This window comes from Streptomyces sp. NBC_01214, assembly GCF_026340975.1.
GTDB lineage: Bacteria > Actinomycetota > Actinomycetes > Streptomycetales > Streptomycetaceae > Streptomyces.
In genome coordinates, this window is record NZ_JAPEOS010000001.1 from 4,253,639 (window position 1) to 4,269,375 (window position 15,737).

12 protein-coding genes and 5 pseudogenes are annotated in these 15,737 nt (G+C 73.0%); 9 read left to right on the plus strand and 8 right to left on the minus strand.

Annotated elements, in window-relative coordinates:
- Positions 1 to 197: 197 nt before the first annotated feature.
- The 5 genes and pseudogenes from OG594_RS20020 to OG594_RS20040 all read right to left on the minus strand — a co-directional run bounded on the left by OG594_RS20020 (position 198) and on the right by OG594_RS20040 (position 4,577).
- Positions 198 to 590 (minus strand): hypothetical protein, encoded by a 393-nt coding sequence (locus OG594_RS20020; protein ID WP_266600807.1) that lies wholly within the window; start codon positions 588 to 590, stop codon positions 198 to 200.
- A gap of 356 nt (positions 591 to 946) precedes the next feature.
- Positions 947 to 2,023, minus strand: a pseudogene (locus OG594_RS20025) (serine/threonine-protein kinase); the annotation flags it as partial.
- Positions 2,024 to 2,231: 208 nt separating this feature from the next.
- Positions 2,232 to 2,483 (minus strand): EF-hand domain-containing protein, encoded by a 252-nt coding sequence (locus tag OG594_RS20030; RefSeq protein ID WP_266600809.1) that lies wholly within the window; start codon positions 2,481 to 2,483, stop codon positions 2,232 to 2,234.
- 124 nt (positions 2,484 to 2,607) lie between these two features.
- Positions 2,608 to 3,122: pseudogene (locus OG594_RS20035) on the minus strand (rhodanese-like domain-containing protein).
- Between the two features lie 240 nt (positions 3,123 to 3,362).
- Positions 3,363 to 4,577 (minus strand): cytochrome P450, encoded by a 1,215-nt coding sequence (locus OG594_RS20040; protein WP_266600811.1) that lies wholly within the window; start codon positions 4,575 to 4,577, stop codon positions 3,363 to 3,365.
- A 271-nt stretch (positions 4,578 to 4,848) separates the two neighbouring features.
- On the opposite strand from OG594_RS20040, the gene OG594_RS20045 reads away from it, so the two are divergent.
- The 9 genes and pseudogenes from OG594_RS20045 to OG594_RS20085 all read left to right on the plus strand — a co-directional run bounded on the left by OG594_RS20045 (position 4,849) and on the right by OG594_RS20085 (position 12,442).
- Positions 4,849 to 5,514 (plus strand): molybdopterin-dependent oxidoreductase, encoded by a 666-nt coding sequence (locus tag OG594_RS20045; protein ID WP_266603057.1) that lies wholly within the window; start codon positions 4,849 to 4,851, stop codon positions 5,512 to 5,514.
- The gene (locus OG594_RS20050; RefSeq protein ID WP_266600814.1) at positions 5,456 to 6,136 is read left to right on the plus strand and encodes a cytochrome b/b6 domain-containing protein; all 681 of its coding nucleotides are present in this window, start codon (positions 5,456 to 5,458) and stop codon (positions 6,134 to 6,136) included. The genes OG594_RS20045 and OG594_RS20050 overlap by 59 nt, the downstream gene beginning before the upstream one ends.
- Before the next feature lie 77 nt (positions 6,137 to 6,213).
- Positions 6,214 to 6,603 (plus strand): GntR family transcriptional regulator, encoded by a 390-nt coding sequence (locus OG594_RS20055; protein WP_266600816.1) that lies wholly within the window; start codon positions 6,214 to 6,216, stop codon positions 6,601 to 6,603.
- Positions 6,600 to 7,488 (plus strand): annotated as a pseudogene (locus tag OG594_RS20060) (ATP-binding cassette domain-containing protein). The gene OG594_RS20055 and the pseudogene OG594_RS20060 overlap by 4 nt, the downstream one beginning before the upstream one ends.
- Entirely contained in the window at positions 7,485 to 8,417 is a 933-nt protein-coding gene (locus OG594_RS20065) for an ABC transporter permease (RefSeq protein ID WP_266600818.1), read from the plus strand. Before OG594_RS20060 ends, OG594_RS20065 begins: the two are co-directional and overlap by 4 nt.
- A 75-nt stretch (positions 8,418 to 8,492) precedes the next feature.
- Positions 8,493 to 9,815, plus strand: a complete 1,323-nt coding sequence (locus tag OG594_RS20070) for an MFS transporter (RefSeq protein WP_266600821.1) — start codon at positions 8,493 to 8,495, stop codon at positions 9,813 to 9,815.
- Between the two features lie 5 nt (positions 9,816 to 9,820).
- Positions 9,821 to 11,133, plus strand: a pseudogene (locus OG594_RS20075) (anhydro-N-acetylmuramic acid kinase).
- 9 nt (positions 11,134 to 11,142) lie between these two features.
- The gene (locus OG594_RS20080) at positions 11,143 to 11,859 is read left to right on the plus strand and encodes a metalloregulator ArsR/SmtB family transcription factor (protein ID WP_266600823.1); all 717 of its coding nucleotides are present in this window, start codon (positions 11,143 to 11,145) and stop codon (positions 11,857 to 11,859) included.
- A gap of 31 nt (positions 11,860 to 11,890) precedes the next feature.
- On the plus strand, positions 11,891 to 12,442 hold the full coding sequence (locus OG594_RS20085) for a DUF3291 domain-containing protein (RefSeq protein ID WP_266600825.1): 552 nt from the start codon (positions 11,891 to 11,893) through the stop codon (positions 12,440 to 12,442).
- Between the two features lie 33 nt (positions 12,443 to 12,475).
- Here OG594_RS20085 and OG594_RS20090 read toward each other — a convergent pair whose 3' ends face one another.
- From OG594_RS20090 to OG594_RS20100, 3 genes and pseudogenes are all read right to left on the minus strand, one after another.
- Positions 12,476 to 12,826 carry a hypothetical protein gene (locus OG594_RS20090; RefSeq protein ID WP_266600827.1) on the minus strand — a complete coding sequence of 117 codons (351 nt, stop codon included), beginning with the start codon at positions 12,824 to 12,826 and terminating at the stop codon, positions 12,476 to 12,478.
- Positions 12,827 to 12,985: 159 nt separating this feature from the next.
- Positions 12,986 to 13,228, minus strand: a pseudogene (locus OG594_RS20095) (IS5/IS1182 family transposase); the annotation flags it as partial.
- Positions 13,229 to 13,404: 176 nt separating this feature from the next.
- Positions 13,405 to 15,684: an MMPL family transporter gene (locus OG594_RS20100; protein WP_266600829.1), complete on the minus strand. Its 2,280-nt coding sequence runs from the start codon at positions 15,682 to 15,684 to the stop codon at positions 13,405 to 13,407.
- Positions 15,685 to 15,737: the final 53 nt, after the last annotated feature.

The following is a 15,737-nucleotide window of genomic DNA, read 5'->3' on the forward strand; positions in this document are numbered from 1 at the left end:
CGGACCGCTCGCGCGATCGGCCGGACAACACACCTAGGTCGTCTCTTTCGGATCTTGTCGGCCGAGCCCGCGGCGTCCGGTGCCGTGCATCGCAAGGCGGAGGTGCGCACCTGTACTGGACGTACTCGGGCGCCCCGACAACGCGGCGAGGTGCGGTGCCGGGCGTCGCGGGCCCGGCAAGATCCGAAAGAGACGGCCTAGCCCTTCGCCGCGGCCTCGGCGTTGCGCCAGACCGTCAGGTCGACGGTGATGAACCGGGTCTCTTCCTTCACGCCCGACCTACCGCGGAAGGTCGCCAGCGTGATGTGGCCGGCCTTGCTCAGCACGCAGACCTGCGACCCGTCCGTGAGCTGGTCGAGGCCGATCTTCTCGGTGAAGCGGGTCACGGCACGGCAGGTTTCCAGGGAGCCCTTCTCGGAGTTGTTCAGCAGGACGAGCTTGCCGTTCGTGGTGCCGAACTTCTCGTCCCCGAACAGCGTGTCCCGGTAGTAGAAGAGGTCGGCGTGCCCGTAGAGCACCCCGGCGCCGGTCGGCTCCTCGGCCGGGCGCGGCGGGTTGTCGGCGAACATCACCTGGTGGTTCTGGGGCACCTCGATGCCCTGGTACGAGACCGGCTGCGGGTCGGGCCGCTTCTGCGCGGCGCCCGAAGCCTTGTCGCCGCCGCCCTTGTCGGAGCCGTCAGGCAGCAGGGACCGGAGGATGACCAGCCCGACGACCGCCGCCGCTACCGCCCCGATGACGATCAGTCCCGTCCGCTTGGGACGTGGGGGAGCGGGCGGACCGGGAACGAAGCCCTGGGCGTGGAACGGCGGCGGCGTGCTGTGGCCGGGAGCGTACGAGGGCTGCGGGTACGAGGGCTGCGGGTACGAGGGCTGCGGGTACGAGGGCTGCGGGTACGAAGGCCGTGCGTACGGGGCGGCGTCCGGTAGCCCGGCGGCACGGCCCTCGGAGCTGCCTGCGTCGGCGCGGCGGCCACATCGGTCGGCGTGTACCCGGGCGCGGCGGGTACCGCAGCCGGGGGCTGCGGCGAAACCTCGGTCGGAGCCGGAGCCGGAGCCGGAGCCGGAGCCGGAGCCGGAGCCGGAGCCGGAGCCGGAGCTGGATCCGGCATCGGAGCGGGCAGCCGTAGCCGCTCCGTGAGGGAACCGGCGACGGCCCGCGGCAGCCAGTCCCCGCCCTGGCGCAGCGGGACCTCCGAGGCCGCGTTGCACAGCTCGATGATCTCGGTCAGGGTCGGCCGGTCGCCGGGGTCACGGCTGAGGCAGCGGGTCACGACCGGCCGCAGCTGCTCGGGCAGGGCGCTGAGGTCGGGGTCCTCGTGCACGATCCGGTAGAGCACCGCGTGCGAGGGCCCGTCGCCGAAGACGGACGCCCCGATCGCGCTGAAGGCCGCGATCTGCCCGAGGGCGAAGACGTCGGTGGCCGGGGTGACCGTGCCGGCCGAGGCCTGTTCGGGCGCCATGAACGCGGGGGTGCCGACGCTGACGCCGGTGCTCGTCAGGGCCGTGGAGTCGGCGGCCCGGGCGATGCCGAAGTCGATGACGCGCGGCCCGTCGGAGGCGAGCAGCACGTTGGCGGGCTTCAGGTCCCGGTGGACGATGCCCGCGCCGTGGATGACGTGCAGCGCCTCGGCGACCCCGACGGTCAGCAACAGCACGCTGCGCACCGGCAGCGCGCCGTGCCGGGCCACGGCGTGGGCGAGCGAGGGGCCCGGTACGTAGGCCGTGGCCAGCCAGGGCTGGGCGCCCTCGGTGTCCGAGTCGATGACCGGTGCGGTGTAGAGCCCCTGGACCCGTTCCGCGGCCCGCACCTCCTGCTGGAAGCGCCGCCGGAATTCGGGGTCCCCGCCGAACTCGGGCCGGATCACCTTGAGGGCGATCGGCCGGCCGCCCGGCGTGTACGAGAGGTAGACCTTGCCCATGCCGCCGGCGCCCAGCACGGCCGCCAGGCGGTAGCCGCCCACGACGGCCGGGTCGTCCGCCCGGAGCGGCTGGAAGAAATCGGCGGAAGGTGCGCTGCCCATGGGGACCCGTCTCTGGTTGCGGCGGTCCAGCACCTTCCGGCGCCACGAAGTCAACCGCGAGGGTACCCAATGCCGGGACCGGTCCCGCCCCGGAGCGCTCGGCCGAATGCGCGAGTTGACGGCTCGGGCCGCGGCGTCGAGGACCGCGAGGGCGCCGACCACGCCCGGTCCCCGTCTTCCGCTACGGGCCCCGGCCGCGGACGTGCCGCTACCAGCCGAAGCGTCGATTGACGACGGCCGAGAACTCCTCGAACGTCAGCACGCGGTCGCCGTTCTGGTCGGCCGCGTCGAACAGCGCGGAGGAGTCGTGGGTGTCTCCGACGCCCCAGAAGGGGATGGCTCCCTGCGCCGCGAGGGTCGGACCCTTGGAGCGCAGGGCACCGATGACCTCGGCGCGGGTCAAGGTGCCGTCCTGGTCGAGGTCGAGGGCGTCGAACAGGCGCCGGGCCTTCTCACTCATCACGTGGTCCTCTCAGTGGTACGCGCACCGTCTCTCGGGCGGCGCGTCCTGTACGTGAGTGAGGACGTCGTGGGCCCCTGCGGGGTTGCTCCGCAGGGACCGGTACCTGCGGAGCGGCGCGCGCTCACGGGGGGCTCCCGGCTCCCCGGCGGTTGAAGGGCAGCCTGCCGAGTACGACCGCCATCCCGCAGGTACGGGTGAGCGCGGAGAAGACCAGGCCGCCCCCGATCGCCGCGGACAGCAGCGCGAGGGCGGGGTGGAGGAGCAGCCCGAGGGCCAGGCCGAGCAGCACACCGACGCCCGCGGTGAAGCGGACCTGGCGTTCCATCGCCCAGACGGCCCGCTTCCGGGAGCCGTCGGGATAGTCGGGATAGTGCAGGACGTGGCCGTCGGCGGTCCAGGCCTGGGTGCCGCCCGTGAGGCTCGACGCGGGGATGCCGCGCGAGACCAGGGTTCCGGCGGCGTTTTCGGAACGGGCACCGGAGGCGCACACCACGAGCAGGGCCTGTGTTCGGCGGCACTCCGCAGTTCCGGCAGGCTCCGCGTGAGTCGGTCGAGGGGGACGTTGACGGCGTCGGGCAGGTGGCCGGACGCGAACTCGGCCGGAGTACGGACGTCGACGACGGTCAGCTCGGACAGCCGTGGGTGCGCCTGGCTGACATCGAGGGAGAGGGGAACACTCGTGGCGGACCTGGTCCTTGGCGGAGGGGGAGGAAGGCGCGGCGGGGGACGCCGTTGCCGTGCCGGGGATGCTAGGCACCGGGGGACGCCCCGACCAGGGGCGCGCGAACCCTGCCACGGGACCGCCACACTCCGGCAACAACACGCAACGAGCGGCCGAGCCCGCCCTCGTCCCGGCGCCCGGCGCCCGGCGCGGCGTCACCAGGTGACGTACAGGGCCTGTGGTGAGCGGTGGATCAGCGTGGGCCGCATCTGCGGCCGCGGACGGTCCTGGTCCAGTCGCAGCCCCGGCATGCGGCGGAGTAACAGCTCGAGGGTCAGGCGGAGCTGCTCGCGGGCCAGTTGGGAACCGGGGCAGCCGTGGGCCCCGTACCCGAAGGCGAGGTGCTGCCGGTTCCCGGGGCGGGTGATGTCGAACTCTCCGGCGCGCTCGTACCGTCGCTCATCGCGGTTGGCCGAGCCGAACGCCACCAGCACGGTGGCCGCCGCGGGCAGCTTCGTCCCGGCGAGCGTCACCGGCAGGGTGGTGGTCCGCCGGAAGGCCTGGATGGCGGTGTCGTGGCGGACGGCCTCCTCCACCGCCGCCGGGACCAGGGACGGATCGGCGCGGAGCGTCCGCCACTGCCGCCGGTCGCCGAGCAGGTGCAGCAGCATGGTGCCGATGAGGGCGCTCGTGGTGAGGAACCCGGCGATCAGCAGGTTCTGCAGGCTCGTCACCAGCTCGTGGCGCTGCTCGAGGGTGAGCTCGGCGTCGCCGGGGGCCAGGGCGGCCACCATGGTCGAGCACATGTCGGCCCGGGGGCGCTCGCGCCGCTCGCGGACGTACCCGTCCAGCAGGTGCTGGAGCGCGACCACGTCCTCGGCGGCGGCCACCTGCCCCTGTGGCGACAGCGGGCGGAACAGCAGCTCCTCGGCCCGGTAGCCGCCGTGCACGGCGGCGGGGTCCAGCCCGATCAGCCGTCCGACCACCATCCCGGGCAACCGCCGGGCGTACGCCTCCACCAACTCCGCGGACCCGTCCGCCGCGAAGGCGTCGACCAGCTCCTCCGCGCACGTCCGGGCGTACGGCAGGAGCGCTGCCACCCGGGAGGCGGACAGCCCCCGGTTCAGCGGGGCCCGGTGCCGACGGTGGGCCGCGCCGTCGCTGGACACGACGGTGGGCCGGGGGCCGAACCCCCGTGGCAGGACGCCGAGCGCCGCCTCCGAGAGCGGTACGTCCGGCAGCAGGGCCTGGGCCGAGGAGAAGTCCTCCGCGCGCAGCAGCACCTCCCGCACGTCCTGGTCGCGCGCCACCAGCCACGCGTCGAACTCGGGGACGTACAGCAGCCCCTCGGTCCGGCGCGCACGGTCGTAGAGCGGATAGGGGTCGCGGTACAGCTCGTCACGCCGCGCCTGGTCGTCGTGCCAAGCCACTGGGACCTCCGGATCGCGGTCGGGACCGGGCGGGGGCCACTGCCGCGGTGACCTCCGGTGCGCCGGGTCATCCTCCCCGAAACCCGCCGGGCCCGGTAGGGCGCCTGCCGGGAGCCCGCCCCTGATCCGTCCCGCCCCTGATCTGTGACGGAAGTCTGACGTCACGCCGGTCAGCCTGGTGTCCCGCACCCCGGGGTGCTGGAATCGAGGGGTGACGACAGACCACCCCGACTTCGAGGGCACCCCCGTCGGTCGCCGGCTGGTGCTCGGCATGCTCGGGCTCGGCGCCGGGGGCCTCGTTGCCGCACCGTACGCACAGCGCGGGATCGAGGCCTTCCTCGGAGCCGCCTCGGACAAGGACCCGACCGGGCTCACCGGGCTGCTCCCCAACGGCGGCGGCTTCCGCTACTACTCGGTCGCCACCTCCGTACCGCGGAAGAACGAGCAGAACTACCGGCTCACCGTGGACGGTCTGGTCGAGCGCCCTGCGACGTACACCCTCGACGACCTGCGCGCCCTGCCACAGGACCGGGTCGTGCGGGACGTGCAGTGCGTCACCGGCTGGCGGGTCCCCGAGACCCCCTTCGCCGGCGTCAGGCTGTCCCTGTTGCTGGACGCCGCCGGAGTCGGTCCCGAGGCCAAGGCGGTCCGCTTCACCTGCTTCGACGGCACGTACAGCGAGAGCCTCACCCTCCCGCAGGCCCGGCGCGACGACGTGCTGGTCTGCCTGCAGATGCAGGACGAGCCGGTCAGCCACGCGCACGGCGGTCCGGTCCGGCTCTACGTCGCGCCGATGTACTTCTACAAGTCTGCGAAATGGCTCTCCGGGATCACCGTCACGTCCGAGGTGCGACCCGGCTACTGGGAGGAGCTCGGCTATGACGTCGACGCCTGGGTCGGCGGGTCCAACGGGCGCAGTGACACCCCCACCGTCTGAACCGGCACGACGGGTCGCCAGGTTCACCCGTGCCGAGCGCTGGGTCCACCGCACGACCGCCGCACTGACCCTGCTGTGCGTGGCGACGGCGGCCGCTCTGTACGTACCGCAGCTCGCGGAACTGGTCGGCCGCAGGCATCTCGTGGTGACGGTCCACGTATGGGCCGGCGTCCTGCTGCCCGCGCCGTTCCTGGCCGGTCTCGCCTCGCCCGCCTTCCGGGCCGATCTGCGCAGGTTGAACCGCTTCGGACCACACGACAGGACGTGGCTGCGCGCGGTGCGCCGGCGCGACCGCCGGCGCGGGTCCCGGCCGGCGGGGAAGTTCAACGCCGGTCAGAAGGTCTACGCGTCGTGGATCGCTGGCGCTGTCCTGGTGATGCTGGCGACCGGTCTGCTGATGTGGTTCACCCACCTGACACCGCTGATCTGGCGCACCAGCGCCACCTTCGTGCACGACTGGCTGGCCCTCGCCGTGGGGGTGGTACTGGCCGGGCACATCAGGATGGCGCTCGCCGACCCGGAGGCGCGCAGGGGCATGCGTACGGGGTCCGTCGAGCGCCCTTGGGCGGAGCGGGAGCACCCGCTGTGGCTGAAGGACGGGACGAGGGACGAGCGGTCCTGATTCCATGCTGAGTTGACAGCGGTCCCGCCCCTGCACCACCCTTTCACTACTTACCTAGTGAAAGGGTGGTGCAAAGCGTGCTGGAATACCGTATCGACCGGCGCAGCGGCATCGCCACGTACGTCCAGATCGTCCAGCAGACCAAGCAGGCCCTGCGCCTCGGCCTGCTGGAGCCGGGCGACAAGCTGCCGACGGCGCGGGAGGTCGTGGAGGCCACCGCGATCAACCCGAACACCGTCCTCAAGGCCTACCGAGAACTGGAACGCGAAGGCCTCGTCGAGGCGAAGCGGGGGCTGGGCACCTTCATCCGCAAGTCCCTGGGCAGCGCCCCGGCCGAGTCCCCGCTGCGCGGCGAACTCGCCGACTGGGCGCAGCGGGCCCGGGACGCCGGCTTGGAGCGCGACGACGTGGCCGCACTCTTCACATCCGTACTGGAACAACACTTCAAGGGGGACGGCGAAGCATGACGGAAACCGTGATCGAGGCGGAGGGCCTCGGGCTGCGCCACGGACGGCGGGGAGGCTGGGCGCTGCGCGACTGCTCCTTCCGCCTCCCCGCAGGCCGGGTGTGCGCGCTCGTCGGGCCCAACGGCGCCGGGAAATCCTCCCTGTTAGGCCTCGCCGCCGGCCTCGCGCTCCCCACGGAGGGCACCCTGCGCACCGTGCCGCGCGAGACGCTCGCGTACCTCGGGCAGAACAAGCCCCTCTACCCGCAGTTCACCGTCGGCGAGACCCTGCGGATGGGCCGCGAGCTCAACCCGGCGCGCTGGGACGCGGCGACGGCGGAGCGGATCGTCGAGGCCGGGGAGCTCGACCCGCGTACCAAGATCCGTACCCTCTCCGGCGGGCAGCGCACCCGCGTCGCCCTGGCCCTGGCCCTCGGCAAGCGCCCCGACCTGCTGCTCCTCGACGAGCCGATGGCCGACCTCGACCCGCTCGCCCGGCGCGAGCTCATGGGCACCCTGATGGCCGATGCCGCCGACAACGGCACGTCCCTGGTGATGTCCTCGCACATCCTGACCGAGCTGGAGGGCGCCTGCCGACCACCTCCTGCTCGTCGACCGCGGCCGGATCCGCCTGAGCGGCCCCATCGACGTGGTGAGCGAGGCCCACCGGCTGCTCACCGGCCCCGCCACCGCCTCCGCCCGACTCGCCGCCCACACCGTCGTCGAGTCCCGTACGACCGGTCGGCAGCTCACCGCCCTCGTGCGGCTGCGCGGGCCCGTCGACGACGGGGTCTGGCAGACGGAGCACCCGACCCTGGAGGAAATCCTGCTCGCCCATCTGCGGTCCCCCGATGCCCCGTCTTTCACCACCGAGGACTCCCTCACCACGACGGGGGTGCGGGCATGAGCGGCACGATGCTGAAGGGTCCGTACTGGGTCGCCGCCCGCCAGCACCGGCACGTGCTCTGGGCGGTGCCCACCGTCGCTGCCGTCGCCCTCGTCGCCGTGGTCGCCCTGCGCTGCTGGGCCGAGGGCCCGAACTCCGACCAGGCGGGCGAAGCGTGGCCGGAAAACGGCTACGAGCTGCTGCGCCTCCTCGTGGGGCACGCGGGTACGGGCCTGTTCTTCCTGCCCTTGCTGGTGGGGGCCTTCGTGGCCGGCCCGATGACGGCCCGCGAACTGGAGAGCGGCACCTGGCGGCTCGCCCTCACCCAGTCGACCACCCCGAGGGCCTGGCTCGGCTCGAAGGTCCTGGTGGCGGCAGTCGTGTCGGTCCTCGGCGCGGTCGCCCTCACCGGGGTCTACCGCCTCGGCTGGGCGCGGGTGGCCGGCACCCACCAGCTCCACTGGGCGGACCGCGGGACGTACGAGGCCTCCGGCCCGGTGCTCGCCGCCTACTGCCTGCTCGGCGTGGCCCTCGGCGTCCTGGTCGGCCAGCTGGTCCGGCGGACGCTGGTGGCCATGGCGCTCACCGGGATGCTCACCAGCCTGGTGCTGCTGTGCCTCGGCGCGCTGCGATGGTCGCTCCTCCCCGTGCAGACCGGCACGGGGCCGCTGGAGGGGAACCAGTTGAAACTCATGCCGGCCTCCGCCCTGATGATGGACACAGGGCTGCTCACCTCCACCGGTGAGCGCCTGCCCGAGTACGCCTGCTTCGAGCAGAGCCACAACCGGACCGGATGCCCGGCGGACATGGACGTGACCGGCTGGTACGTGGACTTCCACCCGGTCTCGCACTACTGGCCGACCCAGCTCATCGAGAGCTCGCTGGCCCTGGTCCTGGCCGGCGGCGCCCTGTTCGTCGCCTTCCGGCTGGTGGGCGCCCGGCGCGCCTGACCCCTGACGGGGGCGGCGTACGGCAGATGGCGGACGTCACTTGTGGAGCCGCCCGCGGGTCAGCACGCTTGATCCATGACCACACCCGTCCCCGGTCCGGTGCGGCCTCCTGCGACGGTCCGGCCGGACGACGCGCGCCGGGCGCTGGTGGCGGGATCCGTCGGCAACTTCATCGAGTGGTACGAGTTCGGGATCTACGGCTACTTCGCCACCGTCATCGCGGCGCAGTTCTTCACTCCGGAGGGCGGCAGCGAGGTGGAGGGGCTCGTCAAGGCGTACGCGTCGTTCGCCCTGGCGTTCTTCTTCCGGCCGGTCGGGGCCGCGGTGTTCGGGCGGTTCGGCGACCGGGTGGGACGCCGGCCCGCGCTCGTCGTGGTCGTCTGTCTGATGACCGGCGCCACGGCCATGATCGGTCTGTTGCCGACGTACGCCTCGATCGGTGCGGCCGCGCCGTGGCTCCTGACGCTGCTGCGGATCCTGCAAGGGCTTTCGGCCGGCGGGGAGTTCGGCGGGGCGGTTTCGGTGATGACGGAATGCGCACCACCGGGCCGCCGGGGGCGGTACGGGGCCTGGCAGTCGTTCACGGTCGCGCTCGGCCTGCTCGCGGGCGCGGCCGTGGCGGTGGTCCTGGCGTGCGTACTGAGCGCGTCGCAGCTGCACGGGTGGGGCTGGCGGGTGCCGTTCCTGCTGACCCTGCCGCTGGGGCTCGTCGCGCTGCGGCTGCGGCTGCGGTTGCCCCCGGACGCGCCGCCCGCCCGCGCCGAGGGCGGCGCCGGGCCCGAAGACGGGCCGCGGCCGCGCCCCGGGGAGACGGCCCGGGCCGTGGTGCTGGGCATCGGGCGGATGATGGGCTGGTCGGCGGCCGGCTACACCTTCCTGGTGGTCATGCCCTCCTACTTGCAGAGCACGCTCGGTACCACCTTCCAGCAGGCACTGCTCGGCACCGTCCTGGCGAACCTGGGGTTCGCCGCGTCCATCCTGCCCGCCGGCGGGCTGAGCGACCGGATCGGCCGCCGGACGGTGATGGTGGCGGGGGCCCTGCTGGTGGCCGTGCTCGCGCTCCCGCTGCTACACCTGGTGCAGGACCCGGGCGCGCCGGGGTACGCGAAGGGAGCGGCGCTGTTCGCCGCGGGCGCCGGCGTCGGCCTGATGGCGGGTCCGGGACCCGCGATGCTGGCCGAGATGTTCCCGGCCAGGGTGCGCTGCACCGGACTCGGACTGGCGTACGCGCTGTCCAACGCCGTGTTCTCGGGCTGTGCGGGACTGGTCATCACCGAGGTGGTCGCGCGGACGGGGAACGTCGACGTCCCCGGGTACTACGCCGCGGCGACCTCTGCGGTCAGCGTCGCCGCGCTGTTGACGCTGCGCGGCGACGACCACGATCGGGCGCTGCGGTGAGCGCCCTGCGCGTGGTCGGGCTGATGTCCGGCACGTCGTACGACGCGATCGACGCGGCCGCCGCCGACCTTTCCCTCGACGGCGACACACTGGTGCTCACGCCCCTGGGGACGATCAGCACGGTCTACGACGACGATCTGCGGGCGGACCTGGCCGGGGCCCTGCCGCCCGCCGGGGCGGACCTGGCCACGGTGTGCCGGCTCGACACCCGCATCGGACAGGCCTTCGCCGCGGCGGCGGTGCGGGCGGACGAGGAGCTGTGCGGCGGGCGGGCCGACCTGGTGGCGTCGCACGGGCAGACGGTCTTCCACTGGGCCGAGGACGGCCGGGTGCACGGCACGCTCCAGATCGGCGAGGCGGCCTGGATCGCCGAGGCGACCGGCCGACCCGTCGTCTCCGGCTTCCGTACCCGCGACGTGGCGGCCGGGGGTCAAGGTGCGCCGCTCGTCAGCGTCGTCGACGTGATGTGGCTGCGGGGACGCCCCGGGGTGCCGGTCGCACTCAACCTGGGCGGGATCGGCAACGTGACGGTCCTGCCGGGCGGGGCGGAGGGGACCGGAGGCGAACCGCTGGCCTTCGACACCGGCCCCGCCAACGCGCTGATCGACGCGGCGGTGCGCGCGCTGGCCGGGCACGACGCCTCGGGCCGGCCGTACGCGATGGACGCGGGCGGGGCGCTCGCCGCGCGGGGCGCGGTCCACCCGCCACTGCTGCGCAGGCTGCTCGACGACCCGTACTACGCCCTACCCGCGCCGAAGACGACGGGCAAGGAACACTTCCACCTGCCGTACCTGCGCTCGGCGCTGGACTCGTGCGGGCCGCTGCCCGCCGAGGACGTCGTCGCCACGCTGACCCGCCTCACGGCCCGGACCGTCGCCGACGCGATCAGGCCCTTCGGGGCGACCGAGGTGATCGCGTCGGGCGGAGGAACGCGCAACCCGGTGCTGATGGACTGGCTGCGGGAAGAGCTGCGCGCGGCCGGCGGGGCCGGCGGGGCCGAGGGGCCGACGGGGCCGATGGGGCCGGCGCGGTCGGCGGGTGCGTGGTGCGGTCCTCGGACGCACTCGGCCTGCCCGCGGGGGCGAAGGAGGCCTACGCCTTCGCCGTTCTGGGCTGGCTCACCGCGCACGGTCTGCCGGGCACCGTCCCCGCGTGCACGGGCGCCCGGCGCGCGAGCGTCCTCGGCTCGATCACGCCCGGCGGTCCGGGTCTGCGCCTGCCGCGGCCACCGGCGACGGCGCCGGTCCGGCTGACCGTCGCCGGACGCACCGGCGAGGGCGGGTCCCGCCTTTCTATTTCCAATCTGCGTTGTTCCTAGAATGGTCGCGTGAAGGATATCGATGCGATCGCGATGTTGCAGGATCCGGTGCGGCGCCGCCTGTACGAGTACGTGGCGGCACAGGGCCGGGAGGTCGGCCGCAACGAGGCCGCCGAGGCGGCCGGGGTGGCGCGCACCCTCGCCGCGCACCACCTGGACAGGCTGACCGAGGCCGGGCTGCTGGAGAGCGGCAGCCGCCGCCTGACGGGTCGCTCGGGTCCGGGTGCTGGCCGTCCGGCCAAGGTGTACACGCGGGCGCGGGCCGAGCGGTCGGTGTCGTTGCCCGCCCGCGACTACCTCACCGCCGCCGAGTTGCTCGCCGAAGCCGCCGAGCAGGCGGGACTGGACGCAGTGCTGCGCGCGACCGCGAGTCGCAGAGGCGAGGCCCTGAGGGGTTCGGCGGCGCCCTGTGCCGGGCTCGAGGAGGCCGTGGAGATGCTGGCCGGCCGGGGCTACGAACCGTACCTGGAAGGCAGTGAGGGGGCGGAGGGTGCCCAGGGCGCCGTAGGTGCCGGGGCGGTGACCGGGACGGCCCCGCGCGTCGTCCGCATGCGCAACTGCCCCTTCCACGCCGTCGCCGAACACTTCCCGCCGCTCGTCTGCGGCATGAACCTCGCACTGCTGGAAGGGCTGTTCGGTACGGACGGTCCCGTCCGCCCCCGCATGGACGCCCGGCCCGGGGAGTGCTGCGTGGTGATCGAGAGTTCTAAAAACAACGATGATTGACATAGAAAGGTGGCCGTGCTGGGATGAGGCCATGACCGCATCCGTGCATGCCACCCACCTCGCCCAGCTCAACGTCGCCACGCTCCTCCACCCCTTCGACGACCCGCGCATGGCGCCGTTCGTCGAGATGCTCGATCCGGTCAACGCCGCCGCCGACGGCGCGCCCGGCTTCGTGTGGCGCCTCGTCGAGGAGGGGGCGGCCGACGCCACCGGCCTGCGCCCGGCGGGGGAGGACGTCGTCGTCAACCTGTCGGTGTGGCAGACCCAGGAGGCCCTATGGGACTTCTCCTACCGCAGCGGGCACCTGGAAGTGATGCGCCGGCGCCGTGAATGGTTCGCGCGGCACGTCCAGGCGCACCTGGTGCTCTGGTGGGTCCCCGCCGGGCACCGGCCGACCATCGCCGAAGCCCTGGAGCGGCTGGCCGACCTGCGGGTGCACGGGCCGTCCCCGCGCGCGTTCACCTTCGCCTCCGCCTACACCGCAGCCGAGGCCGCCCAGCACCTCCGGGCCGTGCCGCCGGCGCAGCCCGAGTTGTCCGCCCGGACCGCGGAGCCGGCGCCGTCCGCGGACACCGCGGCCTAGGGTCCGTTTCAGGAGCCCGTTCCGAGTGGGCCGTCAGTGGGCAGTGAGGATGTCAGAGAGACTCACGGCGGGGTGGCCAAGCATGTGTGTCAGCGTGCGCTGCTGGCGCTCCGTCAAGGAGGCGACGAAGATCACCGCGTCAGCGTTGGCTCGCTCACACACCAGAGCCACCTCGCGGACCTTCCCGTAGGTCAGCAGGGTTCGCGAGGAGTAGGGCAGACCCATCTTCCGGACCCCGCCGTCCGAGACGCCCCGTCGTTGCACGATCTGCGCGACGACCCGAGCGCCGTGCGCTGCCAGTTCTGTGGCTGCCGACGCCATGAGTGTTTCGAAGTCCTTCTGTTTCGCGGAGAAGTAGCCGACGAGGACCACATCGGCACCCACGTCAGGGAGTCGGAACGGCTGCCGCCGGGCCGGCTCTGACGACACGCGGCGAGCCGGGCGCCGGTCGCGCCTTCGAGGCTGATGCATGGGCCGCAGGCTAAAGCCCCGGCTTCCTGCAGCGATACCGGATTTCGCTCCGACCGAGCACGGCGAGCAAGGTCAGAGCCACTCGTGGATGGCTGTGATCGGGCCGGTGGCCTCGAAGCGGACCGCGAGTTGGTCGAACCTGGTGGTGACGACCCGATGGCGCTTGAGCCGGTCGATCCCGCACTCGACCGCATGCCGGGCCTCGTAGCCCTCGCGGTCGAAGGCCGGAGGCCGCCCGCCGGCCTTCCCTCGCCATTTGCGGTGGGCGGCCTGGCCGGCAGGCTCCGGAATCGTGCAGCGGATTCCGCGCTTTCGCGGAGGGGCCCGGTTGGTGGGGGACGAGACTCCCGACAGCTACCTCGCCGGTCTCCACCTGCGCGCCTCGATGATCTGGATCAAGGACCTCACCAGGACCACCCGATGATCACGACTCGACATGCTCCTAGGTGACGCGCCGAGGTGCCGGACGCCAAGGGCGGGTAGGAGTTGAGTCAACGGTCAACCAGCCGTGGCCCCGGGGCCTCACCCGTGGATTCCGCGTCGGTGTCGTCGGTGTCGTCGGTGCCGACCGGGCCGCGGGGAAGCATCCGGTCCAGCCACCTCGGCAGCCACCAGTTGGTCCGGCCGAGGAGTGTCATGGTCGCCGGTACCAGCACCATGCGTACGACCGTGGCGTCGATGAAGATCGCGGTGGCCAGGCCGAGCCCGAACATTTTGGTGGAGGGGTCCTCGGCGACGGCGAAGGACAGGAAGACCGCCACCATGATGAGGGCGGCCGAGGTGATGATCCGGGCGGTGCGCGAGACGCCCTCAACGATCGCCGTGCCGTTGTCGCCGGTGCGCAGGTACTCCTCGCGTACGCGGGAGAGGAGGAACACCTCGTAGTCCATCGACAGGCCGAACAGGATGGCGAAGAGGAACATCGGGATGAACGACACGATCGGAACCGTCGCTTCCAGCCCGATGAGTGCGCCTCCCCAGCCCCACTGGAAGACCGCGACCATGATGCCGTAGGCCGCGCCGATGCTCAGCAGGTTCAGCAGTACCGCCTTGAGCGGTACGAGTATCGAGCGGAAGACCAGCATCAGCAGCAGGAACGACATCGCCAGCACGGTGGCGACGAGCACCGGCAGGCGTTGGCTGGTGCGTTGGCCCACATCGGACAGGCTCGCGGTGGCGCCGCCGACGTGGGCCCTGGCCGGGCCGTGCCCGATCGCCGTGGGCAGCACGCCGGTGCGCAGCCGGGCGATGGTGTCGGCCGTGGCCTTGTCCTGAGGGCTGGTGGTCGGGAACACCACGAGGGTCGCGATGCCGGTGGCCCGATCGATGTGCGTCGGCGCGACGGATGCGATGCCCGGATCCGCCGCGACCGCCCCGACGAGTCGGTCCAGCACTCCCGGATCACCGGCGGGGTCCGCGGCGATGACGAGGGGACCGTTGGTGCCCGGGCCGAACCCCTCGGCGACGAGGTCGTAGGCGCGGCGCTCGGTACGGCCGTGGGGCAGTGAGCCGTCGTCGGGCAGGCCGACGCGCAGGCCGAGCACGGGCAGCGTCGCGGTCAGCAGCAGCCCCGCCGCGCCGACCGCGTACAGCACCGGGTGCCGGCTGACGTGCCCGATCCAGCGACGCCACCCGGCGGCGGGAGCGGCGCCCGCCACCGTCTCCCGCCGCCGTGCGAGTCGGCCCGGCTTCCCGGTCTGTAGAGCCCGGCCGATCCGGCCGGCCCGGGCCAGGCGTGGGCCGGCAGCGCCGAGGAAGGCCGGCAGAAGCGTCACCGACGCGACCACCATGGTCAGAACGACGATCGAAACGGCGAGTCCGCCCACCGTCATGAACGGCACGTTCGCGACCGCCAGGCCGAGGATCGATACGACGACGACGCCGCCGGCGAAGACCACGGGCCTCCCCGCCGTGGCCACCGCTCGCCCCGCCGCCTCGTGGGGATCGAGCCCGCGCGCGAGGTACTCCCGGTGCCTGGCGAGCACGAACAGCGCGTAGTCGATGCCCACTCCGAGCCCGACCATGCTGCCCAGGACGGGCGCGAAGGTCGGGACGTCCGTCACCCCCGCCAGTACCGTCATCGTGGCAACTCCGATGGTCAGCCCGAAGACCGCCATGCCGATCGGCAGCGCGGCGGCGACGAGCGAACCGAACGCCAAGAACAGGATCGCGGCCGCGGCGAGGAGGCCGATCAGCTCGCTCGCGCCGCCGTCGGGGTCGGAGAAGGCGTAGAAGAGGCTCCCGCCCATCTCGATGCGCAGCGGCAGCTCGGCGCGGAGCCGGTCGCCGAGACCGACGAGGGCGTCGAGGTCTTCGGCCGACAGCCGGCTCTGGTCGGGGTACTGCACCCGGACGACTGCGATCCGCCCGTCGGCCGAGACAAGGCCGCCTCGCACGGCGGTGTCCCCGCGTGCGTTGAGCGTTTCCGCCGGATCGCTCGTGCCGAGCACGTGCGGCAGCCGCTTCACCTCGGTCTGCAGCCGCGTGAGAGCGGTGCGCGCGCGGTCGTCGTCGAGGAACGTCGCACCGTCGTCGCGGGGGGTGACGACCACTTGGGCGGTCATCCCCTCCTGGCCGGTGCCGGCCCGCTCGATCAGTTCCGCGGCCCGCCCGGAGTCCAGCCCCGGAGCGGTCATCGAGTCCGCGGTCCGCCCGCCGAAGGCGACGGCGGCGAGGACGGCAAGCGTGGCGGCGATCAGCCATGCCGCGATCACCCGCCAGGGATGGCGGGCGGCGCCCCCACCCAGGCGCAACAGGGCTTTCGAGAGCATCGGGTCCTCCAACCACCTCGTCGGCCGTTCTTGTACGGCCGCCGGTGTCGAGG

Coding starts and splice junctions, on each gene's coding strand:
- OG594_RS20030 (WP_266600809.1), bottom strand. CDS start 2,483: ATGAGTGAGAAGGCCCGGCGCCTGTTCGACGCCCTCGACCTCGACCAG.
- OG594_RS20045 (WP_266603057.1), top strand. CDS start 4,849: ATGCTCGGGCTCGGCGCCGGGGGCCTCGTTGCCGCACCGTACGCACAG.
- OG594_RS20050 (WP_266600814.1), top strand. CDS start 5,456: ATGACGTCGACGCCTGGGTCGGCGGGTCCAACGGGCGCAGTGACACCC.
- OG594_RS20065 (WP_266600818.1), top strand. CDS start 7,485: ATGAGCGGCACGATGCTGAAGGGTCCGTACTGGGTCGCCGCCCGCCAG.
- OG594_RS20070 (WP_266600821.1), top strand. CDS start 8,493: ATGACCACACCCGTCCCCGGTCCGGTGCGGCCTCCTGCGACGGTCCGG.
- OG594_RS20085 (WP_266600825.1), top strand. CDS start 11,891: ATGACCGCATCCGTGCATGCCACCCACCTCGCCCAGCTCAACGTCGCC.
- OG594_RS20100 (WP_266600829.1), bottom strand. CDS start 15,684: ATGCTCTCGAAAGCCCTGTTGCGCCTGGGTGGGGGCGCCGCCCGCCAT.